This window comes from Paenibacillus endoradicis (assembly GCF_024721975.1).
The window spans coordinates 445,932-471,543 of record NZ_JANQBB010000003.1 but is presented as its reverse complement, the minus strand read 5'-3'; the positions used below and the strand labels follow the sequence as shown (position 1 = coordinate 471,543).

General features: G+C 38.0%; 22 protein-coding genes. 4 read left to right on the top strand and 18 right to left on the bottom strand.

Going from position 1 to position 25,612, the window contains the following annotated elements; genetic code table 11:
- Nucleotides 1-59: 59 nt before the first annotated feature.
- Complete coding sequence (locus tag NV377_RS12385; RefSeq protein ID WP_258199242.1) at nucleotides 60-1,277, bottom strand: purple acid phosphatase family protein; 1,218 nt, start codon at nucleotides 1,275-1,277, stop codon at nucleotides 60-62.
- A gap of 157 nt (nucleotides 1,278-1,434) precedes the next feature.
- Between NV377_RS12385 and NV377_RS12380 the strand changes: the two genes are divergently transcribed.
- Genes NV377_RS12380 through NV377_RS12370 form a run of 3 tightly spaced genes read left to right on the top strand, consistent with a single transcriptional unit; the run spans nucleotide 1,435 to nucleotide 4,810 of the window.
- Nucleotides 1,435-2,148 (top strand): polyphosphate polymerase domain-containing protein, encoded by a 714-nt coding sequence (locus NV377_RS12380; RefSeq protein WP_258199241.1) that lies wholly within the window; start codon nucleotides 1,435-1,437, stop codon nucleotides 2,146-2,148.
- Entirely contained in the window at nucleotides 2,148-2,876 is a 729-nt protein-coding gene (locus NV377_RS12375; protein ID WP_258199240.1) for a DUF4956 domain-containing protein, read from the top strand. Before NV377_RS12380 ends, NV377_RS12375 begins: the two co-directional genes overlap by 1 nt.
- Nucleotides 2,877-2,890: 14 nt before the next feature.
- Nucleotides 2,891-4,810, top strand: a complete 1,920-nt coding sequence (locus tag NV377_RS12370; protein ID WP_258199239.1) for a CotH kinase family protein — start codon at nucleotides 2,891-2,893, stop codon at nucleotides 4,808-4,810.
- Between the two features lie 80 nt (nucleotides 4,811-4,890).
- On the opposite strand, the gene NV377_RS12365 is transcribed toward NV377_RS12370, so the two are convergent.
- From NV377_RS12365 to rbsK (NV377_RS12320), 10 genes are all read right to left on the bottom strand, one after another.
- Nucleotides 4,891-6,183 carry an MFS transporter gene (locus NV377_RS12365; RefSeq protein WP_258199238.1) on the bottom strand — a complete coding sequence of 431 codons (1,293 nt, stop codon included), beginning with the start codon at nucleotides 6,181-6,183 and terminating at the stop codon, nucleotides 4,891-4,893.
- Nucleotides 6,184-6,394: 211 nt separating this feature from the next.
- Nucleotides 6,395-7,288 carry a ribokinase gene (gene rbsK, locus NV377_RS12360; RefSeq protein WP_258199237.1) on the bottom strand — a complete coding sequence of 298 codons (894 nt, stop codon included), beginning with the start codon at nucleotides 7,286-7,288 and terminating at the stop codon, nucleotides 6,395-6,397.
- A 24-nt stretch (nucleotides 7,289-7,312) separates the two neighbouring features.
- Nucleotides 7,313-9,418, bottom strand: coding sequence for an ADP-ribosylglycohydrolase family protein (locus tag NV377_RS12355; RefSeq protein WP_258199236.1), 2,106 nt, complete (start codon nucleotides 9,416-9,418; stop codon nucleotides 7,313-7,315).
- Nucleotides 9,415-10,593: an ADP-ribosylglycohydrolase family protein gene (locus tag NV377_RS12350; RefSeq protein ID WP_258199235.1), complete on the bottom strand. Its 1,179-nt coding sequence runs from the start codon at nucleotides 10,591-10,593 to the stop codon at nucleotides 9,415-9,417. The genes NV377_RS12355 and NV377_RS12350 overlap by 4 nt, the downstream gene beginning before the upstream one ends.
- Before the next feature lie 82 nt (nucleotides 10,594-10,675).
- Nucleotides 10,676-12,181 (bottom strand): extracellular solute-binding protein, encoded by a 1,506-nt coding sequence (locus tag NV377_RS12345; RefSeq protein WP_258199234.1) that lies wholly within the window; start codon nucleotides 12,179-12,181, stop codon nucleotides 10,676-10,678.
- Between the two features lie 30 nt (nucleotides 12,182-12,211).
- The gene (locus tag NV377_RS12340) at nucleotides 12,212-13,096 is read right to left on the bottom strand and encodes a carbohydrate ABC transporter permease (protein ID WP_258199233.1); all 885 of its coding nucleotides are present in this window, start codon (nucleotides 13,094-13,096) and stop codon (nucleotides 12,212-12,214) included.
- 12 nt (nucleotides 13,097-13,108) lie between these two features.
- Entirely contained in the window at nucleotides 13,109-14,005 is an 897-nt protein-coding gene (locus NV377_RS12335; RefSeq protein ID WP_258199232.1) for an ABC transporter permease, read from the bottom strand.
- A 19-nt stretch (nucleotides 14,006-14,024) separates the two neighbouring features.
- Nucleotides 14,025-14,336 carry a DUF4387 domain-containing protein gene (locus tag NV377_RS12330; protein ID WP_258199231.1) on the bottom strand — a complete coding sequence of 104 codons (312 nt, stop codon included), beginning with the start codon at nucleotides 14,334-14,336 and terminating at the stop codon, nucleotides 14,025-14,027.
- 2 nt (nucleotides 14,337-14,338) lie between these two features.
- Complete coding sequence (locus NV377_RS12325) at nucleotides 14,339-15,706, bottom strand: acyclic terpene utilization AtuA family protein (RefSeq protein ID WP_258199230.1); 1,368 nt, start codon at nucleotides 15,704-15,706, stop codon at nucleotides 14,339-14,341.
- Nucleotides 15,707-15,721: 15 nt separating this feature from the next.
- Complete coding sequence (gene rbsK / locus NV377_RS12320; protein ID WP_258199229.1) at nucleotides 15,722-17,698, bottom strand: ribokinase; 1,977 nt, start codon at nucleotides 17,696-17,698, stop codon at nucleotides 15,722-15,724.
- A 236-nt stretch (nucleotides 17,699-17,934) separates the two neighbouring features.
- Between rbsK (NV377_RS12320) and NV377_RS12315 the strand changes: the two genes are divergently transcribed.
- Nucleotides 17,935-18,474, top strand: coding sequence for a hypothetical protein (locus NV377_RS12315; protein ID WP_258199228.1), 540 nt, complete (start codon nucleotides 17,935-17,937; stop codon nucleotides 18,472-18,474).
- A 150-nt stretch (nucleotides 18,475-18,624) separates the two neighbouring features.
- Here NV377_RS12315 and NV377_RS12310 read toward each other — a convergent pair whose 3' ends face one another.
- The 7 genes from NV377_RS12310 to NV377_RS12280 form a co-directional block, all read right to left on the bottom strand.
- The gene (locus tag NV377_RS12310; RefSeq protein ID WP_258199227.1) at nucleotides 18,625-19,344 is read right to left on the bottom strand and encodes a nucleoside phosphorylase; all 720 of its coding nucleotides are present in this window, start codon (nucleotides 19,342-19,344) and stop codon (nucleotides 18,625-18,627) included.
- A complete protein-coding gene (locus NV377_RS12305) occupies nucleotides 19,345-20,019 on the bottom strand; it encodes a sulfite oxidase-like oxidoreductase (RefSeq protein WP_258199226.1) in 675 nt (224 codons plus the stop codon). It abuts the gene before it with no gap.
- A gap of 211 nt (nucleotides 20,020-20,230) precedes the next feature.
- The gene (locus tag NV377_RS12300; protein ID WP_258199225.1) at nucleotides 20,231-21,154 is read right to left on the bottom strand and encodes an ABC transporter permease; all 924 of its coding nucleotides are present in this window, start codon (nucleotides 21,152-21,154) and stop codon (nucleotides 20,231-20,233) included.
- Complete coding sequence (locus tag NV377_RS12295; RefSeq protein WP_258199224.1) at nucleotides 21,138-22,205, bottom strand: ABC transporter permease; 1,068 nt, start codon at nucleotides 22,203-22,205, stop codon at nucleotides 21,138-21,140. The genes NV377_RS12300 and NV377_RS12295 overlap by 17 nt, the downstream gene beginning before the upstream one ends.
- On the bottom strand, nucleotides 22,198-23,697 hold the full coding sequence (locus tag NV377_RS12290; RefSeq protein WP_258199223.1) for an ABC transporter ATP-binding protein: 1,500 nt from the start codon (nucleotides 23,695-23,697) through the stop codon (nucleotides 22,198-22,200). The genes NV377_RS12295 and NV377_RS12290 overlap by 8 nt, the downstream gene beginning before the upstream one ends.
- A gap of 70 nt (nucleotides 23,698-23,767) precedes the next feature.
- Entirely contained in the window at nucleotides 23,768-24,805 is a 1,038-nt protein-coding gene (locus tag NV377_RS12285) for a BMP family lipoprotein (protein ID WP_258199222.1), read from the bottom strand.
- A gap of 204 nt (nucleotides 24,806-25,009) precedes the next feature.
- A complete protein-coding gene (locus tag NV377_RS12280) occupies nucleotides 25,010-25,474 on the bottom strand; it encodes a MarR family winged helix-turn-helix transcriptional regulator (RefSeq protein ID WP_258199221.1) in 465 nt (154 codons plus the stop codon).
- Nucleotides 25,475-25,612 lie beyond the last annotated feature (138 nt).

The following is a 25,612-nucleotide window of genomic DNA, read 5'->3' as shown; positions in this document are numbered from 1 at the left end:
TTATATAAAAAGCGCAAGATGTCTATGTATTTCATAGATCTTCTTGCGCTTTTCACTTATTATTGCTCAATCGTAAATGAATCAAGTAAATCTCCATTAATATCATAAGCATTATAGATCAGTTCAGTTGCAGAGACTGTTACTGTGCCAAACATTTGTAATTCATTTTGGAAATGAACGGCTTGATATTTTTTATCCTTTTTCTTTTCATTAAACTTCGTACCAGAAGCGTTCATCGTTACATATACCGTACCTTCAGTAATGGTATTAGATTGACCATCGACAGCCTCACCGTCGATTAATGGATAACTTCTTGAATATTCATGGTTATGTCCTTGCAACACAAGCTGAACGCCATACTTATCAAATAATTGTACCCAATCATCTGCTTCATTAAAGCGACTACCACCGTATACGCCTCGATGCATAGAGACGACAATCCACTTTTGTGGATGTTTCTCTAACACTTGTTCTAACCAATTCGTTTGTTCATCAATGTCCCCTTCTGTATTCATACTAATATAGAGCATATTACTATATTCAAAATAATAACTCGTTTCTTCTATAAGCTTATTTGCACCATTTAAAGGCATCGTAAAATGCGTATGATAACTACTAGCCTCTTCATTCAATTGTTCATGATTACCTATTGTTGGCATGAATGGCCGGCCCATCAGTGACTTACTAAATTGGAAGAACCATTTCCACTGTTGCTCGACATTAGGATCTTCTGTCATATCACCGCTGTGCACAATAAATTGAGCTTCTGGTAATGTACTTATCGCTTTCTCTAATGTTTGTCCCCACACCTTAAAATCATTTTCAGTCTCTCCTTGAGAATCTGTTACATGTATAAAGGAAAACTGCTCCTGATCAGCGTTATAGATGTTGAATATTGCATTGTCACTTCGTAACTTCTTGTCCTCTCCACCCACACGATACGTATAACTCATATTCTCTCCAAGACTATCTAATTGAACAGAATAACGGTAATAGATCTCATCATTACTATTAATATATTCTTTTACAGATGCTGTAGTAGATATTACATTATTAGCATTCCACGAGTCGTATTCGGCACTACTAACCCACTCTATATAAGGTTGAACTTCTAACTTGGCAGAACTCCAACTTATAATACGCGTTGTATTATCTACAATGGAGATGGTTACTCCATAAGGCTTCTCATTATCAGATTTCTTCCAATACTCCGCTATACCAATACCGACCAACAATATAACGATAATGACTACTATTCCAATTTTTTCTTTCGTCATGGATATCACCCACTTTCATATCTTTTACAAAAGTTTAACACAAAATACTATTGACAAGCATTCAGCTTACTTTCAGTTACTATTCATTTTCGTATAAGCATTCAACTTTACAATACAACTATACATTGATTATTACGAAATAGAAATGAGGTGTACCATGAGCCAATCGTTAAAGTATCGCAATGAGTTCAAATATTATATTAGTCCTCATCAACGTTTCATTATTACTCAGAAATTAAAAGGCATTTTACAATTAGACCAACATGTGTCTGAAGAAGGGGAATATCATATTCGCAGTCTGTACTTTGATGATATTCAAAATACAGCATTACATGAGAAACTAGGCGGTATTCGAGACCGTGTTAAATATCGAATTCGGATCTACAACAAAAATGATAATGTCATCCACTTTGAGAAAAAAATTAAATATCGTGATTATATCGCCAAAATAAAAGAACCTATTACACGGGCAATGTATGATCAAATTATTGCGGGAAATTATGAAGTATTAAAAGAGGGCAATAAGCCACTACTACTTGAGATTTACAGTCAGATGAAGAACCAATTGCTTCGCCCCATTGTCATTGTTGATTATGTCCGTGAACCTTATGTATCTCGGCATGGGAATGTTCGCATTACATTCGATAAGCAATTACGAACAGGATTAAACAATATCGATATTTTTGATCCTAACTTAAAACCAATACCAGCGCTAGACGACGAAAGAATCATTTTAGAAATTAAGTATGATGAATATTTACCGCAAGCGATACAAGCAGCATTACAGCTTGAAGGCGTAAATCGAACTTCAGCGTCAAAATATGTTATTTGCCGCAAATACAATAAAGCAAACAATTGGGAGGATTATTAATGGAAACAACAAACACAGTAACTTCTGCAGCAGCAGCTACTGATACGACAAGTAACTCATTTACAGATATTATTAAAAATTCGGTGCTTGATAGCTTCGGTACTGATATTGCAATTAGTCAGATTATTATTTCGCTAGCAATTTCATTCATCGTCGGATTATTTATTTATTTCTTATATCGCCGCATATTTAGCGGTATTCTATATTCTAAAAGCTTTAACGTTGCACTTATCGGAATGACGATGATTACAGCCACTGTTATTATTGCTATAAATTCTAATCTAGTACTATCCCTTGGTATGGTTGGTGCGTTGTCCATTGTACGTTTTAGAACACCAATTAAAGACCCCACTGACCTGATCTTCTTATTCTGGGCAGCAGTCGCAGGTATCGTTACAGGAGCTGGTTTCTATACTTTAGCTATTATAGGTTCACTCATTATTGGATTGATCTTGTTCTTCTTTATTAAAGGTGGATCTACAGAAACCCCTTATTTACTTGTTGTTAATTGTGATCATGATACAGCAGAACAACAAGCACAATCTAAAATTTCAGAAGAAGTTAAAAAATTCAATGTTAAACAAAAAACAGTTACTCCAGGCAATATTGAAGTTACGTTTGAAATCCGTCTCAAAGATAAAACTGGTTCATTCATTAATGCTTTGGCAGCTATTCCTGGTGTACAAACTGCCGTATTAATTAGCTACAACGGCGATTACGTATCTTAATCTAGGAGGACGATATGAAATTAACAACCTCAAAATCAATGTTAATCACCGTTAGTCTCCTCCTCATGGTCAGTCTAATTAGTGGGTGCTCTAAGTCGAGTACCTCTAATAAGGTTAATGGTGTAGCTTCTACTAGCAAATTAGACACGATCTACTTTCCTAAGAACGAAATCGTTTCAGTAGATATATCAATAGATGAAACTGCATTTCAAGAGATACTTGATGATCCAACAGCAGAAGCTTACCACTCTGCAAATGTTACTTATAACGGAAAAAAATTTGATAATGTTGGATTTAGGACAAAAGGAAATTCCAGTCTAACATCCGTAGCCAAGATGACGGATTCGGAGCGATATAGTTTCAAGTTATCACTTGACGAGTACGTAACACAAAATATTGAAGGAGTTACAACGATCAATCTCAATAATAATTATAGTGATGCATCGTATATGAGAGAATTTCTTGCTTATGAAATCGCTGAAAACATGAGTATCCCAACCCCTAAACACTCTTTCGTAAATGTGTATATTAATGGAGAGCTTTGGGGGTTATATACAGCAGTCGAACAAATGAATAGCGCGTTTATCGAGCGAGAGTTTGAGGATAGTTCAGGAACATTATATAAATCAAATGGCGGTACTGGCGCAGACTTAACAGCTCTAGCTACGTTTGAAGAATACACTGGCCTTGATGTGAAGTATGGCGAAGCAGACGAAGAAGCGCTCCTTCATATGACGGATGTGCTTAATAATAGTGATCGTTATGAAGAGGTGCTTGATGTTTCGTCAGCATTAAAATTTATAGCGCTCAATACGGTTACCGCTAATCTTGATAGCTATGCTGGAAATTTTAAACACAATTATTATTTATATGAAACCGATGGTATTTTTTCTATAATTCCATGGGATATGAATATGGCATTTGGTGGGTTTGGTGGTTCAGGTATTCTTATTGATGAGCCTACCGGTGTTGCTCTTAATACTAGACCTCTAATTGCTAATCTCATAGCGAGCGATACTTATCGTGAGCAATATCATACTATTATTAACGAATTAGTAGACAGGGAATTCACTAGTGGTCAATTTGTAACAAGAGTGCAAGAAGTTCAATCGTTAATTAGTGACTCGGTTGCTGCTGATCCTACTGCTTTTGTAACTTACGAAGAGTATGAAAAAGGTGTTGCATCATTATTAACTTTCGTGGATACACAAATAGAATCTATTTCAAAACAATTAAGTGGTGAAATTGAATCTGCAGGTGATGGTTCCGGTTCAGCCTCCGGTGGACCAGGCAATGGTGGCGGAGGAAAGATGAACTTTGGTGGTCGAGGCGACAATGCTGATGGTGCGATGACTCCTCCCGATGGCATGAACTTTGGCGGACAAGACGGCAATGCTGATGGTGCGATGGCTCCTCCCGATGGCATGAACTTCGGCGGACAAGACGGCAATGCTGATGGTGCGATGGCTCCTCCCGACGGCATGAACTTTGGCGGAGAAGACGGCAATGCTGATGGTGCGATGACTCCTCCCGATGGCATGAACTTCGGTGGTGGTGCAATGGATCTTCTTAACGGAATGAGTATTGAGGAAGCAAAAACTGTTCTTGAAAGTATAAAAGATGGAACTGCAAATGCAACTGAGTTCCCACTTCCTGATGGTATATCTCTCTATGACGCTCTTACCATGCTTGAACGTATAACAAATAATGAGAATGCTGGTGGAATGAATTTTGGTGGACAGGGCGGAAACCGTGGTCCAGGTAATATGGGTCAATTTCAAATGGGCGGCGGCCTGAATGCTAACCCCTCATCTGTAGTCCCAACGATTTCAACTGAAGTGAAACTAGAACACGCCCTAACAACATTATTCAGTGTCATTGCAATATTAATAGGTGCAAGTTTCATTGTCCTATTCCGTCGAAAACGTCTCTAGATTCGAAAGCTGAATGTACAAGTATTAGATATGGATAGTCCCAGTCTTACTTAGCTACATTCAGCTTTATATTATACCGATTATTTGGCTATATTATTGCTCTTGGAACTAACGCTATTAGTAACTACCGCTCTAGGCTCTTTCCTTATGCATATTAGAATTAAAAACTGTGCAGAAGCCATTGATATTATTATTATTGGTAACCAAATCGAATCAAGATCACTAGCAAAAATAATTAACAAAATAATTGCAAAGATCCTTCCTAAGTTAAGGAATAATTCCCTCATAACGACAGCTTCTACTTTCAATTGCCCCTTTAGTGGCAATGCAGTAATAGTTCTATAGAAATACGAGGTCAAAGAGTTTGTAATTAATGGTGTACACATAGAGTATATAATCATAAAAATAACGACTGACCATAATTTAACTTCAATTAATAGTAGAAAGGCTCCGATAACTACTCCACATGTTGAAAAGAAAATATATTTTCTTACATACTCTTCTTTCGCAGTTTTGGATATGATATAACCCATCACTACAGTAATTGCAGAGAACAAAACAAGAAAATAACCTACCCAATCTTCTCGATCTAACGCTCTAAACAGCATTATATTCGGCAAGAAGAGCATCACACCTTGAAATAATCCTAAGAACAAGAAGCTGAATAAACCTGCTGTCCAGTTTAGATGTTTCTTCATTACTATACCTACATATTTCAAATAATAAGTACGGTGATGATTGACTGTTGCTTTAATTTTCATACTAATAATAGCCGCTAATACAAACATAATGAAAGCGAAGACGAATATTAGTATATACCCTTGCAGCCCATCCATCTGATGAATAATTAGTCCAGCTAATGCAGGTCCGGCCAAACCGGCTAAATTAAACGTAATTGTATTAATCGCCAGATAACGTATACGGTTACGCTCGGTTGAAACATCATATTGTAAAACTAAATACCCGGTCCAATAAAAACCTCCTGCAATACCGTTCAATAGCGCAAATATAATATAATATTGCGGTACTGCTTCACCAGTTAATATAACTAGTAAATAGAAGATTGCGAAAAATGAAATACCGAGTCGATACACTACCATTCGATCATGTCTCTTCGCAACTAATCCACCGACAGCAAATGCGATTGGTGTAATTGCAAAGTTGATCATGTTATACACCGCATTGATTGTAAAGTCTCCTGTCAGCCTCCACAAGTACAAATTGAGGAATAACCCTGACATCGATGCTCCGAATTGAAAAAAAGCATGAATAGTAAGTGATACAACAGCATCTTTGCTAAGCCTAAGGTCGTGTGGTAATGAATCATTCGTGAAATACTGCCTTATTCTAGCAATGAGGCTACCTTGTGACATGCAGATTCTCTCCCTTGTATGTAATGACTTTCCAACCATCTCAGTGTATCATAGAAACAGTTTTGCAAGCCGGAAAATAAATCTCGCAATGATATAAAGTTTTGCTAAGTCTCGTATTAAGTTATATCTCTATGAGAACAATACTTGCGAAAAAATAGTAGTGACTGGAGAATTCTCAAGTCACTACTACTTGGTAATAAAACTTATTAATCTAATTGGTCATTTCCGCAAGCAACGGGATAGATTGTTGCGCACCTAATCTCGTAACAGATAGTGCTGAGGCTTGAATTGCCATAGAAACAGCTTCATCCATTGTCTGTCCCGCAACAATCATTGCAGCTAGCGTTCCAGAGAACGTATCCCCTGCCGCAGTCGTATCGATCGCATTAACCTTAAGGCCAGACCTATGAACATTATTGCTACCATTATAATAAGCAACACCTTGCTCACCTAACGTAATTAAAGGATACATAATTCCTTTATTACGTAAAACGTCTAACGCAGTAAATGCATCATCTATCGTATGAATTTCTACTCCAGTATACAATCTGCATTCTATTTCGTTAGGTGTGAAGTAATGAATGCCTTGTAGAATGTAATCGTCCAGCGGAAGTGCAGGAGCTGGATTCAAGAAAATCGGAACTTTGCCTTTCACGACAGAAATAACTTCGTAAACCGTTTCAATCGGAATTTCCAACTGAAGCATTATTGCGGATGCAGACAATAGCTCAGATTCTAATTTGCGAATATCCTCTGGCAATAGACAACTGTTCGCTCCACTTGCCAATATAATAGAGTTGTTACCATCTTTCACCGTAATGGAGGCAACACCTGTCGAAATACCCGCTTCCTTAACTATAAAATCCGTTTGCACACCATAATTCGATAGATCGTCGAGAAGAGATTGACCAAAGATATCATCGCCGACCTTCGCCATCATCCATGTATCAGCGCCCATTTTCGCGCAAGCTACTGCCTGATTAGCACCTTTACCGCCGCCTGATAGAAAGAATCCCTCTCCATTAATCGTCTCTCCCACTTCTGGAATTCGGCTAGTCTGCATGACCATATCCATATTCATGCTGCCAATTACAATTATCTTCATACTCTTCTCCAATTCACCTTAGGACTATAATTCTGTCACACGAATATCGCGATAGCTTGTTCTTGCAGCAGTATTCGTACTAACACCGTACATTCCATAACTAAAGGTGTCATCCTCATGTTGTAATACGACTGTACCACCTATGCTCAATGATACTAAGTTTCCGTTAGCTGTTACTTCGAAATGATAATCTTGATTATGTGACCAATTAAACTCAGCAGATGCTAACAACTTATGACCAAAATCATTCACATAAAGTGACACTTGACCTTCTCCGTCAAATCCAATGTGGTATCCTCGCATCGCGCCTTGTGCTCGCACTGCTACAAGATGTGAATGTCCACTTTGTGCATTCAATACCATTGAAACCTTATAATCTCTAGCAAAATACGCACCTGTGTAGGCTTCACTTGGTTCAGCAGTCATTAAATGCATAGCACCATTTTCTATTCTCCATGCTCCATGATTATGTGCAAACGGTGTAATACAACCAAAATCAACGCGCTGCTTAGCAAAATCAATCGCATAATTTGCTTTTCCATATATTCTAAATTCATCAATGAAGATGCGTCCTAAGCTTTTCGGTTTCTTCGGTGTATAGGCTTCGAATACGATACCAACCTCATCAATCAAATCGCCTTTAGAATCCGGGATCGTGAATTCTAATTCTATCCATTGCTCACCCACAAGTTTCACATAACCTTGGATTAACTCTTTTTTACTGGAAGCAAGACGAACATATGGAGCAACACCTGGTGTTTCATTGCCTTCCCATTGATCCAAGTAAATTTTCATAGATACCGTTTGACCAGAATATGCTTTTGGCGCAAACGTAGGTGAATACCTTTCGTCGTTGAACTCGTCTCTTGTGTAGAAAGGTTTATAGTATATTTTGCATTGCTCACCGCGTAACATGCGATCAAATAAAACTTGTAGCGAACCAGTACCACTATAAGAATACTCTGTAGAATGTTTCGCTTCACAGAAGAACGAATTTGATAGACGCATATTATGAGTAGAGCCCGGCAATTCAAAATCAAAGTAAACTTCGTCTTCTTTAAAGCTTTTAAGTAATTCAGCTGGGCAAGGTTCATTAGCTAGACGATAGCCAAGTATAGCTAACTCCTTCGCATATGATGGAATGTCTAGAATGTTAAGGTATCCTGAAATACCTGACATTACGATAGAATCGTTAATTGGTTTACGGTATTTATCCGCAATCCCTTCAAGCCCACATGCAACACCTAGTACAGTCCCAACGTTACCAGCATTACAATCTGTATCCCAACCGCACATTGTTGCAATTTCAACAGTACGATTGAAGTCTCCTTCACCATATACCATCGCTAGAATACATACACCAGCATTAGGAATCATGTGACAGACGCCTGGATATTTATCATAACCCCAGTCTCTTTCAAGCATATCACGGCAATCACGGAAATTAGCAGGATGTTTCTTATGGAAAGCGATAACCGCTCTAGCAACTTGGTAATAAAGAGATGTGGTTGGGATTTGTGCTAGACCCGCTTCAATAATTTCACTTACATCACTAGTGTCAAATGCTTTGGCAATAGCTGCACAGAAGAATCTTGCACCATATACGCCTTCACCATCATGCGATACTCTTGCAGCAGCTTCACCAAAATCAGCAGCTTTTTGCGGATTACCTGGATTAACTAGCCCCCATGTATCAATAAAGATTTGACCACCAATTTGTTCGGCGATTGTCGTACCATTTTGTGCAATCGATCCAGATTGCGGTGCTTCAATTCCATTTTTCAAATTGATAAAAGCAGTATGTTCTGTACTAATCCCATATCCGCCCCACCAGAACATGCCTACACCCTCACGTGCATAGTTCATCCATGCTCTAGCAACATCTTGAGGTACGATATCTCTATCCTTAGCATCGTCATACAATGCTCGCAAGAAATAGAATGGACCATTGGCGTCGTCATCTGCTGCAAAGTTTTTGAAAGGCTTCACATAATCAGTAATATCACCGTACGTATTAAGAATTCGCTCATAAGACCAAATCGTTGGTTCAACTGGTGCTCCTAGTCGAATACCGATGTTCATTCCCAAATAACCCGCATAGATCTTTTCCAAATAATTAGTTGCTATCATGCTGATGCACCGCCTCCGAGTGTTGATAAAATATGTTGTTGCCTTGCATTACTCTGATTGAAATCTTCTATAATAATGGCTTCTGCTACCTCAATGAAACGATCACAATTTTGATCTATATTTTGCTTACTTACATTTTCTAAAGCAATACGTTCATCAAGAGGAATTGCTGATACGCCATGCATAGCTCCAAGAATAGCTCCAATCATAACCCCGATTGAATCTGTATCACGGCCGGAGCTTACTCCGTCTTTCACTGCTTCTGTCAAATTTCCTTCATGTAACATCATGAATCCCATTGCAAGTGGTAGTTCCTCTATGGAAAATAGTCTACTCGGTGTGTAATGATTCGTAGCAATACCAAGCTTATGTTCTCCTCTATTCACATCATTGCCCATCGGAGAATATTGACCTATTACTTCATGGAATTTACGTACAACCTCATCACGATCTTCTTTATTATGTTTAAGCATTATCGCCGCATCGCATATATCATGAATTGCTCGCTTTGTTCCATCTTTGGCATAATGCAGAGCTGTATCAATAACTTGCTCTACCGATACACCTGGCTCAAAGGCTTTCGCTACACTACAAGCCATAACTCCTGCTGCTTCTAAGCCATAGCTGAGTTGATGACCAGATGCGAACAAGATGGCCTCGTCATATGCTCCCCTTGGATTACAAGCATTAATAATACCAATCGGAGAGATATACATCGCCGCGCCGCAATTGACCATATTACCATAGCCGCCCTCGCGTGGCTCACAGTTCGCTAATACATGTCGATTGAAAATATGTTTTTCCGGATAAAATAGTCGGTCTAGTATTAATGCTTCTCTACCGAATTCCGGAATATATCTAGGACGATAAGCTATTTCTTTCACAAATTCATTAGCTATATCATAAGCATCCAAATGACGATTTTCTGTACAATAAACATTCATTAGCGCTAAAGTCATTAGCGTATCATCCGTTATTATTCCCATCCCACGCATTCTTGAAAGACGGGCTGATTCAGACCAATCTGCTTTCCACCACTTCGTTTGTGTTGTTTCTACTCGACCATATTTCTCTTTAATTTGCTCATAGGTCATTTTTTCCACGACTGCGCCCATCGCGTCGCCGTATGCTGTCCCGAATACTACACCCTTTACTCTATCGGAAAACGTAACCATTATTAATCCACCCCTCCCTTAAGGGTACGGGGCAACAAAGCCCCGTACTTTATACTTTTTTTTGCATACGCTAACTCAATACCTACTTAATGTTTTGATTTGCATATTCAGTCATAGCTTTACCACCAGCTGCATTGAAGCTTTCTACCATTTTGTCAAAATCATTAATTGAAGCTTTACCAGTAACAACGTTAGCTGCATATTCTTTATAGATAGCGATTGCCGCATCCCAAGCTGCAGATTGATCAGCAGGAATCACAAAAGCATTATCTTTTGTTGAATAAGTTTGCACTAGATCAAGTGACTCTAATGCTGCAGTGGATAAGAATGGAGTTTCAGGATTAAATGTTTGTTCAGGCTTGAAATTCATCGTGTTGTCAATGAAATGTGCATACCAAGCTGGGAATTTATCTGTTAAAGTAATTTGGTTATCAGCGATTGTATATTCATCACCTTCAACACCAAGCTGATCTAACATTAAACCATCAGGACTTGCCATATACTCTAGTAATGCAAATGCAGCATCTTTATTTTTAGATAATTTAGAAATTGCAAAACCACGATCTTCTTTACTTACATTGATTGGAACAAAACCTTGACCGACACCTTTAGCTGGAACAAGTGGCATTACTTCTACACCGTTTTGCTCCATCATTTTTGTATTGTAAATATTAATTACTTTACCTTGACGACCAGCGATAACTGCTGCATCTCCATCATAGAATGCTTGTTCTTTCGTATCCCATTTCTTCGTTAAATATTCAGGATCAAGTAAACCTTCTTGATATAGTTTTGCATAGAAATCTAACTTGTCTTTACCGAATTTGGATACAGCGCCATATACATAGCTACCGCTATCGTCTTTCACCCAAGTAGATGTCATACCAAATGCTTGTGTAAATAGTGGATCAATCTCATCTAAAGTGCCAGCAGTCGTATAGACATATTTAGCTCCACTAACTTCCTTAAGCTCTTTGAAGAATGTAAGATAGTTATCAGTTGTAGGATTTTCTAGTAATGTTTTTCCTGATGCTGTTTGATCGAACCAATCTTTACGTACAACTGCTACTGAAGTTGTTGTTGGGGCAGCATATACTAGATACGGATACTCTTTCATTCTTTCTAAGTTATAGTCTGAAAGCGAAGCTTTCAAATGTGTTGATTTCTCGATATAAGGCGTCAAATCTTCCAAAATTCCTTGTGTAATTGCAAATTGATAGTCTCCACCTTGGAAATACATCAAGTCTGGAATTGTACCACTTTGTAGTAGCAGACCAAGTTTTTCAGAATATGTTCCACTTTGAACTGGAACAATTTCAAGTTTGACAGGAGTTCCTTGTGCTTTCATACCTTCTTCAATTTTAGCAATTAACTTTACTGTATTCGGATCATCCAATGGGAAATCCTTATTCACGAATGTAAGCGTTACGGGCTCCTTATCGGCTGGTGTATTTGTGCCATTGTTAGTTGCAGGAGTTTTTGAACCTGTATTCGTGCCGTTGTTACCATTTTTTCCTCCACAAGCTGTAACCAGCAATGCGATTGCGACCATAAGGATTAGCATGATATTCATCTTTTTTCTGTTCATTCTGTATTTCCTCCCTTTTTGTAAACACATTTATTCTTTAACTCCGCCTTCCATTACTCCGCCAGTATAATGCTTCAGAATAATAGGGTAGAGCATGAGAATCGGAACGATAGCAATCACGATTGTAGCAGCCTTCAAAGCCGAGAAATCTAGTTGTGCAACACTAGAATTTTTGAGTAATTCTGCTGCACCGACTAATGTCGAAGTATCTCTCTCTACAATAAATTGCCTTAACATAACTTGAAGCACCGTATTTTCTTTACTTGAAAGAAAAATACTTGATTTGAAAAATTCATTCCATTTCACTACAGCATAGAACATACCAATTGTCATTAATGGCACTCGTGCTAGCGGAAGAACGATTCTCATAAAGAGCTTCATATGTCCTGCACCATCAATCTTTGCTGCCTCAATTAGTGATTCTGGAATATCTTCGATAAACCTCATCATGATAATAAGGTAATAAACATTAACAAGTCGGTAAACGACCATTGCCCACAAGTTATCTAGTAGAGCGATATCCTTCATTACCATATATTCTTGAATAATACCTGGTTCAAAAATCATAATAATAATGAGAAATACCATTATTGGAGTTTTTCCTACAAGGTTTTTTCTAGTTAATACATAAGCTGTGACCGTCGTAAGAAAAATACTAGATACTGTACCTACAATCGTAATGAATAAGGAATTGATTAATGCTTGACTAACAATTGGATTTTGAAGTACGACCTGAAAATGAATAAGTGAAAAGCCTCTCGGTAGTATTTCATAACCTTGTAACAAGTGAACTCGATCTGGACTAGAGAAAGCCCGGGCGAACATATTCACAATAGGAACGAACATCGTTAATGTGAGTAGAGAAAGAATCGCTCCTATGAACAACTTGGACAAGGTAATCTTGTTTCCTATCATATTCGGGCCTCCTTACCATGCGCCTTTTGAAGTCAATTTTTTGGAAATAAAGTGAGTGGATAGTACGAGAATGACACCTATAACACTCTTAAATAAACTAGCAGCCGTTGCGAATGAATATTCAAAATTCAATAATCCAACGCGATATACATAAGTGTCGATAATATCTATCTTGCTGTTAACTGCATCATTGGTAAAGTTGAGTATTTGATCTAGCCCAGCATTCATTAGGAATCCAATGTTCAGAATAAATATTGTGACCATGGGAATGTAGAGATGTGGGATTACAATTTTAGTAACGATATGCCAACGATTTGCTCCATCTACATACGCTGCTTCGTACAAGCTAGGACTTATTCCAATGATTGCTGCTAGGAATATGATTGAATCCCAGCCAATACTACGCCAAGCTTCGCTTAGTACCAAAATCCAACGTATGGAAGATTTATCTGTTAAAAAATCATGGGCAGGAAATCCAAATAATTGAATGATACCGTTTACAATTCCTTTTGAAGGTGACATAAATTCAAACCAAATCCCTGCAATAACAACCCATGAAAGAAAGTGAGGCAAGTATGATATTACTTGAATACTCTTCCGGAAGCTCCCATTTCTAAATTCATTGAGTAATAGTGCAAAGATAACAGGAAGAGGGAAAATAATAACTATTTTCATAGCACTAACAATTAAAGTGTTCATCAGGACATTCGTAAATACTGGTGTATTAAACAATGCTGTAAAGTACTTCATTCCTACGAATACGTTATCGCCTATAATGCGGTACTCATAAAATGCCAGCTTCATTCCTAAAATAGGCCAAATATGAAAAATGAAAAAGTAAGCAAAAGCCGGAACGAGCATAATGTATAACATTTTGTCTTTCCACATTTGCATTAAACGAGAACTCATTGCTTTCACCCCTATTCGCTTAGATGTCGAATTCCAAATCCATTAATGGAGCATGCTGCTGTGCGCCGTACACATCACGATCCAAGAAAGTTCCTGACGATACGCTGCGGGAGAAGGTAACTTTGAATCCTAGAGCCTGATCAAAAAACACGATATGTGTAATATTCTCTTCCGCAATGTTATAAAGCTTAGCAATCAATGACTTATTAATTATTTCTGACCGTTTCAATGCATCGTAAATTTCCTTATCTCCGAACAATGCATCTAACGTAATTTCGAACGGTCCACTGTTTTTACTACGTAAAACTACCGCTGCTTCACTTATCTTCATCGTTACACCTCTTCATAATCGCAATGGAACATTTCTAATCCATCGGATACTTCCATTAAGTGATATACTGAAAACTCGTAAACTGGCCCAAATGGTACGTCACTTGGTGCAAACGGGAATGCTAGATTTCCTGCAGTAGATTTTCTTCCCTCATAACCGTAATGTAAAAAAGTCGAACGAACTGATCCACAGATAGCACTTGCCAGCTCTTGCGTCACTGCAATAACTTCAAACAATACACCTAGCTCATGACCTGGATTAGGAGTTGGCTCTAGTGACCCCAAGACACCATTCATCCCGTAATTGATAAAGTTTATCGAATAATCTTCTTGTGAAATCTCAGTGTAGTACTCGTAAACTTGCTGTTTTACTAGTTCTTCAACTTCCTCAATTTTATTAATAAGTAACGGATCTCTTATGCCAGCTATGACAAATGTGCGATAAGCAACTTGCATTGCGCCTTCGAGCTTAATTTTGTATTCAGGCGTTTCGAGCATCTTACTTCCTCTAACCTCGACGCTATGATCTGGAAGTTCAGTAAACTCACAATGTTCAAGGTCCAATATATAACCAGGTCCATGTAGTAAGTAAGGATGATCTTTTTCATAAAATGTATGGGCTGCAACAGAAATCGCTGTGCATTTACGCGTATCATTAAGCGTTTTCAATATAAAGGAATTTTCTTTCAAAATGCCTAACATACTGTCTTTTGTCGTCCCTGGTTCCGCACAGAGAGCCGCACATTCTAATATTTTCCCCATGTGATAGGCAAGTGCTGCATCATACCCTTTATGAATAGCAACCGCTGCGAACGGTGATGGATCATAAGCACGACCGCAGATGATAATATCTGCACCTTCTTCTAGAGCAGCTACAATAGGCTCATGACCCATCTGTGCAACTACACCATTGGTTGCATATAATCTTTCCTTCGTTAACGGTTTCACTGACAAACCAAGTGGTAGACACTGTCCACTGTCTAGCTTGGCTTCAATAATATCATTTGGAATATCTGCCCAAATCGTAGCGATCTTCAGTCCACTTAAACCTTTTTCTTGCAGAATTTCAGTAATGATGGAGCGAGTCCATTCTACATGAACTTTCGCTCCACTTCCGCCCGCCGAGCCGATAATAACCGGAATACTTGCTGATACTCCTGCAGAAATCATAATCTCCAAGTCTTTTTTACAAGCTTGTTTACTTACAATCGCCGAACCTGCCCCTAGTTTATGGGGTCCACCGTCTGTAGATCCCGCATCGACTACAATAGCATCTGGCAACAATTCCATTCCTCTTTGAAAGGATGATTTCGGAAATCCGTAACCAAGCATGCCACAAGGGGCAAGTATTCTTAATTCTCTTGTTGTCATCTTGTCGCTTCCTCCTTATTGCAAGTACATTCTTATCGTTTCCTTGTCTGGAAGGGATGGTTGAGCTCCTTCTCTACTTACAGTAATACCTGCCGCTAGACTAGCAAACGCTATAGATTCTTCAAAGTTTTTCCCTTCCGATAGAGCTACTGTTAATGAACTGATGAACGAGTCCCCTGCTCCTGTTGTATCCACAGCCTTAAAACTTGCTGCCGGAAAATACTTTTTAGTTGTGGCATTCACTAGAAGGCAACCCTTCTCACCAAGTGTGACAATAACATTTTGAAAACTCTTTTCTAATAGCTTGATTGCTTTTTCTTCAATTGATGCTTCACCAGGAATCATACGATCAAGCTCTGTCTCATTCGGAATAACAAGGAAGCAGTTTTCAAATAATGAATAATTGATTTCTCTAGCAGGCGCTGGATTCAGTATTAGTTTTACATTTTTCTGTCTACATAATGTTGCAACATATTCGATCGTATTCATTGGAATTTCCATCTGTACGAGACAATAAGATACTTTATCGAAGATCCATTCAAACTCTTGTACCTGCTCAATACTTAATCTTGAATTGGCTCCTGGATTTACAACGATATTGTTATCACCGTTATCTGAAACATAGATATAAGCATTACCAGTAGGTAACATATCATCATGGATAACACCGCTAGCATCTACACCATACTTGATTAAACTATGATATAACTCTCGACCATATAGATCATTTCCAACACGACCGATCATGTACACTTTACCGTTCAGCTTTCCAGCCCCTACAGCTTGGTTAGCGCCCTTGCCACCTGCAGCATGTTTGATGTCATTAGCTAGAATGGTTTCCCCTACTTTTGGAATATGAGGGACTTTCATAATGATATCCATGTTAAGACTTCCAACGATCGCAATTTTCTCTTTCTGAGAATAGTCAGGCCCTGAAGGCTTATCTACGCTTTTTCTAACAATTAGTTCAGGTCCATACACTATTTTCTGCTCTACTTCTTCGCCTCTAATTTGCTTTATTAATTGTGTGCAAGCTTCATATCCGACTTGATACGTTGGATAGCGAATAGCTGTCAGATTAGGAATAATAAGATCACTTATATTTGAATCAGACAACGCAACAACTGAGACATGAGATGGTATTTTCAACAACGCTTCGTTAATAGCTCCGTATACACCTGAAGCAATCTCATCGTTAGCAGCTACAATAGCTGTAACTCCTTTTGCTAGAAGTAGCTTCGTCCCTTCATTACCAAATTGCTTATTATCTCCTTGAGTACCTTCAAATAGTAAGCTTCTCTCAAAGGAAATATTATGATCGTATAACGCTTTTTTGTATCCTTCCAAACGACTTTCCGCTACAGGGTCAGACAACGTGCCTGTAATAAAGCCAATGAGCTCATGCTGATGTTCTATTATGTATGTTGTTGCTTTATATGCACCTAAGAAATGATCGAAATACAGTTGATGGATTTGCTCATCTAATGCCCGCTGACTTACTACTACAACTGGAGCATCTTTTGAAGAAAACACTTCTGTTTCTGCTATCTCCATTCCAGAAGCAGGGACTAGTATGATACCTTCTACATTTCTATCTTGAAGAATTTTATCGTATTTCTTTTCACCGACCTCACTTGCATCGGTGTGAGCAATAATAACGCTCATCTTCGCTTGGTATGCACATTCTTCCACGCCTTTTGTAAAAGCTGTATAAAAATCATTCGATATACGATCACCCATTACCAAGCCGATTGTAGATGATTTTGCTGAAATACGTTTCATCATCTTCTGGTATGGTACGTAATTGTTATCGCTAATAATTTTATTAATCTTTTTCTTCGTTTCTTCTCCAATGTCTTGATCCTTCTGATTCAAAATCTTGGAAACCGTCGCAATAGAAACGCCGGCAAGTTTGGCAATATCATTAATTGTTAAAGATTTAGTGCCAGTTTTTCTTGCAGGTTTGTTATTTGAAGTATCAATATCCTTCAACGGAGTACCTCCTTCTCAAGCGTCCCTACTTTTACGAAAACATTTTACTAAACTGTTTACTTTTGTATAATTTATCACAGGATAGAAAGACTGTCAATAATGTAAATGTAAGCGATATCAAATATTTTTATGGCTTTAATCTTTAATACTTGACCGTTTGCAAAGATAACATTATATGGTAAGTTAGAGAAAACTTAATCAATTTTCTTTGAAGAAGTTGCTGAGGGGATGAGTCGGTGGCTGGAAATATATATTATATTATTTATTCAATAGGCTTGGTAATTGCGTTCTGTATTGTACTAATTATAATAAAATCAATAAATCGCAAACGCATAATTATTGTTTTCCTTACTGTTTCCATTCCCATCTTCATCCTATGTCAAACGTATTTTTGGAACTTTACGTTCAATAGTTATGTAAAGAGTTATTTGCTATCTAGCGAAAGTTTTTCCTGTGAATTTGAAGAGGACCTGAAAAACATTACAATACCTCTGCCTAAACGAACTGTATTTCAAGCAAAAGAAGATGTTTGTTCACCTTTTTATATTACTTATGTTGGTGAAAATGAATTTCAATCTTTCTACGAAAAAGAGTTAACTAGACTGAAAACTTCAGGACAAATTCAAAACTACTATTTCATCCAGGAAGGCGTTCGAGCACAAAAGGATAGGAGCAGATATTTTGTAGAGTTATCTTCTGGACCAGATTTAGTTATTTCTTTTCAGACATCAGATGATACCTATTGGCTAGCTATTACGTATGTACCGGACAATTAATTAAAGCTACCTGTTACGTACAGTCAGAACCATTAATTTGAGCTATACATCCTACAATAATTTTAAAACAAATAGGGAACTTCATGATCTTCCATGAAGTTCCCTATTTGTTTTATTGAACATTATATTTGTCAAAAGTAAATCACATGACTAAGCTAATTTCACCATAGCTTCAAGTGCTGCTTTAATTTCACGTTCAACAGCATCACTTACTACGTTTGTATGTGGATCATAACCTTCAGCTAGATCAGAATCAGCATAGCCATCAAGTGCTACAATTGCTCCAGCACGAATGCCACGAAGTGAAGCAATAACATACAATGAAGCTATCTCCATCTCTACTGCAAGTGCTCCAGATGCTTTATATAGCTTGTGAGGTATTTCTACTGGACCATTGAAGAATACATCAAGAGTTACAGTAATACCTTTCTTCACAATACCACCTTGTTCCTCTGCAGAAGCAAATAGTGCATTAACAACTTCACTATCGCCAATCGCAGGGAAACCATCAGGTACTAATTGTTTAGTTAGTCCATCTGTACGGATTGTACCCGTACTTACGATCAAACTTCCTGCAGGATGATCAGCGGAATAAGAACCTGCTGTACCTACACGAATAATCGTATGTACGCCACCTTTAATAAGTTCTTCAAAACATACCGCAGCACCAGGGCAACCTACACCATGACTTACTACTGCTAATTGTACGCCTTTATATGAACCAACAAAGGTACGATATTCACGAGCGAATGATAGTTCAACAGAATCAGTTAGCATGTCTGCAATTTTCTTGGCGCGACGTGGATCTCCACATACGATAGCAAGACCTGGCAGTTGCTCTGAATTAACTTCAAGAATAGATAAAAACATTTAGTCAAACTCCTTCCCATGCCACTCATCTTCTGGTAGATCAAAACCATCTCCAGAGAAACGTTGTTCGGCAAATGGTTCTGCATAATTATGAAATCCATTTTGTTCCCAGAATCCTGGGTAATCTTCAACCATAAATTCAAAACCAGTAATCCATTTCGCACTCTTCCAGAAGTAGAGATGTGGAATGACCATGCGCAATGGCCCACCATGTTTTTCAGTAAGTGGCTCTCCGTCAAAAGTATGTGCTAACAATATATTGTCACGCATCAAATCTTCTAAAGGAACATTAGCTGTGTAATCATTTTCCCCATGAATCATTACATATTTTGCTTCAGCTTTTACACCGAGCAAAGGTAACAAATCTGAGAATCTAATGCCAACCCAATTCGTATCAAGCTTAGACCAACGTGTTACACAATGAATGTCACAGGTGATCTCAGTTTGAGGTAATTTCATCAAATCGTCAAAGTCGAAACTACGAATCGTCTCTACTTCACCAAATGTTTTGATATTCCAAATTGACATATCATACTGTGGCACTTCACCTTCGTGAAGAATCGGAAAACGATCTGTAACTGTTTGTCCAGGAGGTACACGATGCTGAAGTTCCGGTGGTACTTTTGCAGCTAATGGCGCCTTAACTTTTTTCAGACGCTCCGCTTTTTTATGCATATCGACGACCTCCTCCAACTTTTCTGGACTTCATGACTTTACTTCTTTGCACAGAAAAGCACATCAGAAGCACAGGCAAAAATTTTTCATATCTTCTAGGTATACTTATTGTTAATGAAAAGCACTTCGGAAGCTAAATCTTTTCTGTGCTTCTTGTCATAACCTCTTCGCACAGAAAAGTACTTCGGAAGCATAAGCATAAAATCAACCGTTAGCGTGAGCTTCCGTTAGATTTTTTAGCTTCGTCCTTATATCCATTGTTTTTGAAGAAAATCATCGCAATAATGGTTACAACAAACGGAAGCATAGCTGAAAGATTTGAAGGAATAGAGAAGTTTTGCAAACGATAGCTCAAAGCCTCCATAAAGCCAAACAATATACTTGCACCTGCTACACCAATGGGATTAGATTGACCTAGCATCGTTGCTACTAATGCGATAAATCCACGACCGCTTGTCATACCTTCAGTAAACATCGTTACATTACCAAGAGACAACTGTGCACCTGCAAGTCCACAAAGCGCACCACAAAGCAATACTGCAAGGTATTGAATTCTACGAACCGGTAAACCAATACTACGAGCTGCCGTTGGATTCTCTCCAGCTGCAAGCAGACGGAAACCTGATACCGTTTTATACAAGTATATTTGCAATAAAATTACGATAATGATGGACACATACACTAGAATAGATTGACCAGAAAAAACATCGCCGATCCATGGGATATCCTTTATTAATGGAATATCGAGCTTAGGTAGTCCCTGCATATCTTTGTCGTAATAAGCTCCCTTTACATTGAAAATTGCACGAAGGGCAAACGTCGTTAGTCCAGCGGCTAAAAAGTTAATAGCAATACCTACGACAATTACATTTGCCTGTAAATTAATACTCATATAGGCAAAGAGTAGCGCGAATAACAGTGAACAACCAATAGCGAACAAGATGGCCATTGTAATACTACCTGTTAAATAATTACCAAGAATAGCGGAAAATGCACCTACTAAGATTAGACCTTCCAAACCAACATTAAATAGTCCAACTCGTGCGCATATTGCTCCACCTAAAGCTGCAAGCAAAATCGGTGTAATCATACGTAGAGCTGCAGCGAATAAGGAAACATCAATTAGCTGATCCATCTTTCGCCCCCGCTTTCTTGCGTTTAATGAATGACATTGTAAATTTCGCTGTAATAAACAGAATTAATACAGCTTGAATAATACTTGATACTTCTAGCGGAACATCGGTATTACGCTCCATACCCATACCACCAGTCTGCAAAGCAGCGAGGAAAATAGCTGCTATTGCTGTACCAATAGGATTTGAATTAGCTAGTAATGTCGCCATAATACCTGTCCATGCATAATTAGCAGAGACTAGTGAACCATCAAGATAGCGATATGAAGTACCTAGTACATCGGATGCGCCGGCAAGACCTGCGAAAGCACCACTGACCAGCATACTTACTACCATCAAACGGCCGCGATTTACGCCGCCATAGCTAGCAAATAGTGGATTGCCGCCTAGCATACGAATTTCATATCCTTTTTTCGTGTACTTGATGAATAAAAATAATCCGATTGTCGCAACGATTGCGATGACAAAACCTATATGCAATGTCATACCTGAAAATAATTTCGGGAAAAATACTGATTTATCGATCATTTGCGTCTGGGACAGAGCTGAGTTAGTTGTGCTATCTTTGAATGGATATGCAACCATATAACCAGCAAATAGTGATGCAATATAATTAAGTAATAGCGTTGTAATTAATAAGTTCATACCGAACCTGGAATCGAGCCAACCCGCAAGAGCAGACCAAAGACCAGCTACAATCATAGCAGCCATAATAGCTGCGATCGCTTTAAACCAACCCGGACCTGGTACGTAAACTGCTGTTATTGCAGCAGTTAATGCCCCTAGAACCATCTGACCTTCTGAACCCATATTGAAAAATCCTGCTTTGAACGCTAATGATGCGCCTAGACCAACCAAAATAATTGGAGTGGCCCGAGCTAATGTACTCGTAAAGAAATAAAAATTACCGAATGCGCCATTCCACATTTCTCGGTACGTATCCACAATATTTCCATCAACGATTACAATTGCGATTGCACCAACCAATAGACCTGCAACTATTGCAATGAACGGCTGTAAAAGGGACTGTAAACTACTTTTTATCTTATCCAACAGCTTTACCTCCCGCCATTAGTAGACTAATTTGCTCTTCAGTAGCTACAGCAGCATCTAATTCACCAGCAATTTTACCTTCATACATAACTAATATACGATCTGAAAGCTTCATAATTTCTGTTAATTCGCTTGATACTAGCAAAATACCCGCTTTTTCATCACGACGTTTTAATAACTCTCCGTGAATAATCTCCATTGCACCAACATCTACACCACGAGTCGGCTCAGCAGCAATTAGAAAAGGAGTTTGCTTTGCAAGCTCACGTGCAACAATTAGCTTTTGCAAATTACCACCTGATAAATATTGAGCTTTAGTACTTAATGACCCTGTTTTAATTCCAAATCTTTGAACCCATTCGGATACAAGATCACGAATTAATTTACCTTGAAGAACTCCGTATTTACTCGTTGAATCCAAATGACCCATTATTCCATTATCTGAAACGGTTGCATCTTTGGACACACCCCAAAGGTATCGATCCTCAGGAATGTGCGCAAGTCCACTTTCACGAATTTGCTTAACGGAAGCACCGGTTACATTCATACCTTGTATTGTGATAGTTCCTTGACTATAAGGCATTAATCCAGAAATTGCTTGCAATAACTCTGACTGACCATTCCCAGATATTCCAGCAATACCTACAATCTCACCTTCACGCACGTTAAAATTAATGTTGTCTAATAACGGCTTAGCTTTATTACCTTTAATAGAAAGTGATTGTACATTAAGTACTGGATCTCCATATTCAAGTTTTCGACGTTCAAGCTTAACAAGATCACGTCCAACCATCATTTTGGATAACTCTTCTTCATTAGTATCAGCAGCATTCACCGTGCCAGTAATATGGCCATCTCGGAGTACTGTAATTCGATCAGCTACTTCCATTATTTCACTCAGTTTATGACTAATAATAATAAAACTTTTACCGCTAGCAGCAAGTTTTTTTATTGAAATTAATAACTCTTTTACTTCTATAGGTGTTAAAACACCTGTTGGTTCATCAAGAATAATAATTTCTGCACCTTGATATAATACTTTCAATATTTCTACTCGTTGTTGCATTCCAAGTGAACAATCTGCAACTTTATGCTTTGGATTAACAGGCATTCCGTATCGCTCAGATAATTTCAGTGTTTCTTCAATTGCTGTTTTACGATCAAACTTCACACCTTTACTTGGTTCACGACCAATAACGATGTTCTCTGCAATCGTAAATGCTGAAAACAACATAAAATGCTGATGGACCATACCGATGTTTTGCCCGATAGCGTCTGTTGGATCATTAAACGTTACAGCTTTGCCATCAATTCTAATCTCACCACTTGTCGGACGTTCCATGCCATACAAAATACGCATCAACGTCGTTTTACCTGCACCATTTTCACCAATAAGCGCATGAACTTCACCTTTGCGCAAATTAAAATTAACATTATGATTAGCAGTTACAGAGCCATATGACTTTGTTATACTGTCCATCTCAAGCAGCATACAGAAGCTCCTTTCAAACAATTAAGCCGGCTGCAGTTACTGCAGCCGGCAAACTACTTATAAAAATTTATTATTTTGTAATAGAAGTATCGATTGAACCGTCTTTGATACCTTCAGCAATTTCTTTTAATTGAGCGATATCTTCATCAGTTAGTTTGTCACTGCGCGGAGATTCACTTTCAGTCGTTACAAAAGTAAGACCTACGCCACCTTCAGCCAAACCATAGAACGTAGTTCCAAAGTCGAATTTATCTTCAACGAAAAGTTTAACTGTATCGTAAGTAACAGTATCTACTTCTTTAAGTTGAGATAAGATTACGTGCTCAGGATCGATTACAGTACGGTCAACGTCTTGTCCTGAAGCATAGAAACCTTTTTCTTTTGCAGCTTCAAATATACCGAAGTCACCAACTGCAGCTAAACCTGCGATAAAGTCAGCACCTTGAGCGTTTTGTTGAAGTGCAAGTTCTTTTGATTTTGCAGAATCTACATAGCTACCTACATACGAAGTTAGAACTTTTGCTTCAGGATTTGTGTAAGCAAGACCTTTAGCAAAACCAATTGTATACTTGTCCATTTGTGCGCCTTCAACAGCAACAACATTACCAACAACGTTGGATTCTGTTACAAGACCAGCAGCAGCACCTAGAAGGAATGATGCTTGGTTTTCAATAAAAGCAGCACTTCTTACATTAGGTACATCTTCAATTACATGGTCAATAATTGCAATCGGAAGATTTGGGTTTTCAGCCGCGATTTTTCTAAGAGCATCTTCAGCTTGGTAAGTAGCAGTTATAATCATGTCATATCCATCAGCAACTGCAGCGCGGAAGTTTTGTTCAAAAGCATTAGCATCTGAAGATTCCATGGTTTTGATAGTAACACCAAAGTCTTCCCCAGCTTTTTTGAAACCTTTATCCATTAGTTCGAAGAATGGGTTAACACCAATTTGTTCAGGAAGAACTAGAGCAATTTTAATATCTTTCTTGCCATTCCCTGTTCCCTCTGAATTAGTACCGTTTGACCCTTGATTTGCATTGTTACCACATGCAGCCAACAATCCGATAACTAGAACCATTGACAAAAGTAATGTAAGTCTCTTTTTCACTGTGTGTTTCTCTCCTCATCCTTAGAAATCCGACAAAATACTACTTTATCTTACACAATAACAGCGATAATTTAAGTATTAATTAATAAACGTCACAAAAATGACAAATAAAATAGCGATTACATTGCTAAAATATTACAAATTATGATGGAAATCGACTTATTACAACTATTTACTTAGTAATTTGTACCGAAAAGTCTAGTTTCATTCTTTTTCTGTTGCATTAAAAGTTACCATATTTTGTTTCATTTTATTAAACAGATACATTCCTTTTTCCATTTCATCACTAGTAAGACCCTCAAATAAATGAATCATCAAATTTTTCCGTACCGCTTTAATCTCTTCTACATGCTTTTCTCCTAATTCTGATATTTTCAACAATACGACACGTCGATCATTTGCATCTTTCTCTCTAGTGACAAACCCTAATTCAATTAGCCGATCAGACAAACCCGTTACCGCTCCACAAGTAATATATAGTTTGTCTGCAATATGTGAGGCTTTTGTAGGTCCATTTTCTGAAAGTTGTGTCATCATTCGAGCGTGAGTTATTCCAAGTCCAGATATACTATATTTTCCCCAGTATGTATTAATGATGCTTCTGATTTCACGAAAAGATTCATCCAACTTATTCATTAGCTCTTTATTATTTTCAAAATGATTATCCATTTCGATCCCCTTTTCGAAATCCTATTTTTACTATGTTGATTTACAGTCTTGTAATCTATTATGAGGATTACTTCACATCATAGTATACCAAATTATACGTATTAAGCGCGTGATTCGGTTCATAATACGGTTATTACT

Excerpts from the sequence above, each read along its gene's own strand:
- NV377_RS12335 (WP_258199232.1), bottom strand. The coding sequence starts at position 14,005 with ATGAGTTCTCGTTTAATGCAAATGTGGAAAGACAAAATGTTATACATT.
- NV377_RS12300 (WP_258199225.1), bottom strand. The coding sequence starts at position 21,154 with ATGGATCAGCTAATTGATGTTTCCTTATTCGCTGCAGCTCTACGTATG.
- NV377_RS12330 (WP_258199231.1), bottom strand. The coding sequence starts at position 14,336 with ATGAAGATAAGTGAAGCAGCGGTAGTTTTACGTAGTAAAAACAGTGGA.
- NV377_RS12340 (WP_258199233.1), bottom strand. The coding sequence starts at position 13,096 with ATGATAGGAAACAAGATTACCTTGTCCAAGTTGTTCATAGGAGCGATT.
- NV377_RS12375 (WP_258199240.1), top strand. The coding sequence starts at position 2,148 with ATGGAAACAACAAACACAGTAACTTCTGCAGCAGCAGCTACTGATACG.
- NV377_RS12355 (WP_258199236.1), bottom strand. The coding sequence starts at position 9,418 with ATGATAGCAACTAATTATTTGGAAAAGATCTATGCGGGTTATTTGGGA.
- NV377_RS12365 (WP_258199238.1), bottom strand. The coding sequence starts at position 6,183 with ATGTCACAAGGTAGCCTCATTGCTAGAATAAGGCAGTATTTCACGAAT.
- NV377_RS12280 (WP_258199221.1), bottom strand. The coding sequence starts at position 25,474 with ATGGATAATCATTTTGAAAATAATAAAGAGCTAATGAATAAGTTGGAT.
- rbsK (WP_258199237.1), bottom strand. The coding sequence starts at position 7,288 with ATGAAGATAATTGTAATTGGCAGCATGAATATGGATATGGTCATGCAG.
- NV377_RS12345 (WP_258199234.1), bottom strand. The coding sequence starts at position 12,181 with ATGAACAGAAAAAAGATGAATATCATGCTAATCCTTATGGTCGCAATC.
- NV377_RS12385 (WP_258199242.1), bottom strand. The coding sequence starts at position 1,277 with ATGACGAAAGAAAAAATTGGAATAGTAGTCATTATCGTTATATTGTTG.
- NV377_RS12310 (WP_258199227.1), bottom strand. The coding sequence starts at position 19,344 with ATGTTTTTATCTATTCTTGAAGTTAATTCAGAGCAACTGCCAGGTCTT.
- NV377_RS12290 (WP_258199223.1), bottom strand. The coding sequence starts at position 23,697 with ATGCTGCTTGAGATGGACAGTATAACAAAGTCATATGGCTCTGTAACT.
- NV377_RS12350 (WP_258199235.1), bottom strand. The coding sequence starts at position 10,593 with ATGGTTACGTTTTCCGATAGAGTAAAGGGTGTAGTATTCGGGACAGCA.
- NV377_RS12370 (WP_258199239.1), top strand. The coding sequence starts at position 2,891 with ATGAAATTAACAACCTCAAAATCAATGTTAATCACCGTTAGTCTCCTC.
- NV377_RS12380 (WP_258199241.1), top strand. The coding sequence starts at position 1,435 with ATGAGCCAATCGTTAAAGTATCGCAATGAGTTCAAATATTATATTAGT.
- NV377_RS12305 (WP_258199226.1), bottom strand. The coding sequence starts at position 20,019 with ATGCATAAAAAAGCGGAGCGTCTGAAAAAAGTTAAGGCGCCATTAGCT.
- NV377_RS12325 (WP_258199230.1), bottom strand. The coding sequence starts at position 15,706 with ATGACAACAAGAGAATTAAGAATACTTGCCCCTTGTGGCATGCTTGGT.